Source organism: Izhakiella australiensis, from assembly GCF_002006995.1.
GTDB lineage: Bacteria > Pseudomonadota > Gammaproteobacteria > Enterobacterales > Enterobacteriaceae > Izhakiella > Izhakiella australiensis.
On sequence record NZ_MRUL01000057.1, the window covers coordinates 1 to 1,268 of the forward strand.

General features: G+C 50.4%; 3 protein-coding genes. 1 reads left to right on the plus strand and 2 read right to left on the minus strand.

Annotated features, from left to right (window positions below; genetic code table 11):
• A partial coding sequence (locus tag BTJ39_RS24220) for an IS3 family transposase (protein WP_139356339.1) occupies positions 1 to 98 on the plus strand: 98 nt, incomplete at its 5' end.
• Positions 99 to 145: 47 nt separating this feature from the next.
• On the opposite strand, the gene BTJ39_RS24225 is transcribed toward BTJ39_RS24220, so the two are convergent.
• Together BTJ39_RS24225 and BTJ39_RS24470 are read right to left on the minus strand one after the other, a co-directional pair.
• Positions 146 to 493 (minus strand): immunity 8 family protein, encoded by a 348-nt coding sequence (locus BTJ39_RS24225; RefSeq protein WP_078005199.1) that lies wholly within the window; start codon positions 491 to 493, stop codon positions 146 to 148.
• A gap of 405 nt (positions 494 to 898) precedes the next feature.
• Positions 899 to 1,268: VENN motif pre-toxin domain-containing protein (locus tag BTJ39_RS24470; protein ID WP_196239599.1), on the minus strand; the 370-nt coding region annotated here is incomplete at its 5' end.

Sequence of the window (1,268 nt, forward strand, 5' to 3'; positions counted from 1 at the left end):
TGTTCAATTATATCGAGTGTGATTACAATCGCTGGCGTCGCCACAGTGCCTGCGGTGGTATCAGCCCGGAACAGTTCGAAAACCAAATCCTCGCTTAGGGCGTGTCCACATTACGTGGGTAGGATCAGGGTTGGGATTGTTGTGCTTATGCCTGATAGTCTTCATATTCCCAGGCAAAGACACGGGAGAGCTTATGTGCTATCTCCATCCAGTCTTTACCTTCGCACTGATCGATATAATCGGTGATGGTTTTCGTTATTTCATCCAGATCGTATTTGCGCACCAGCAGCGTGTGACGCATCAGCTCCGGCAGCCAGTGGTGCTTGCAGAGCCATTCGGGGGTACAGACATTGAGATCAAAATTATCCATACCATCGTTATCATCAGTACCAATACGTATGAGTAATCGAAGAGAGAATACGGACTCATCACCTGGATGATATTTATTCAAGTCATAATCATCATTTGAAATGCTTTTTAGCATCGCTTTCATGCTCATTCCCTACTGTATGTTTAAGTGTCCATTGCCAATTTTAGTTTTATCACCCGTAATCGGATCTATTTTGAGAGTTTCAAAGTTAGCTTGAATACCCGTTGTTGCATGTGGACTGTTCCTTTTGGGTGCAGGATAACGATAAACACGCGTTCCATCAGCACTCTTTAATCCCGAACCATCACTAAGTGGCCTTGCCCCATCACCGACCCAGATTTTACCTAACCTGTCAGCTTCTGCTTTAGTACCTGAGCCGACGCCGTAATTAAGTTTCCCATTATCACCCTTAACTACCGCATTCAGTCTCGGATCCTGCTTCGCGATATTGTTCAGGTTCTGCTGTGCCAGATCGTTTTTGAGCTTAGGATAAGTTGCTGTATTCTCAGCCCCGGACGTTTTATTTCCCTAGTTCGCTTCTTGATTAAGTTTAGCTTTACCGGGTCTGGCCGCTCTGATTAACCCGCCGCCACCGCCGGGCACCTTGTGCCCATGTTCATCCACAATGCCAAGTTTCGCCAGCGGATTTACCGGATAAATGTGTATCAGCGGCTCCTCGCTGTCACCCAGCGCATTATTCTCAACCGCATTCTTCCCGGCCTGCGCGCCGGAGAGGGCGCCCGCGCTACTGTCGCTGGCAAGCCCGCCCGCGAGCCCGGCGGCCAGGGTGCTCAGGGCGCTGATGCTCTGCTTCTGCTCCTCCGACAGCTTACTCTTATCCACGCCCGGATACAGCTGCTGCGCGATATATTCACCGGCGCTGGCGCCCGCCGCCCCG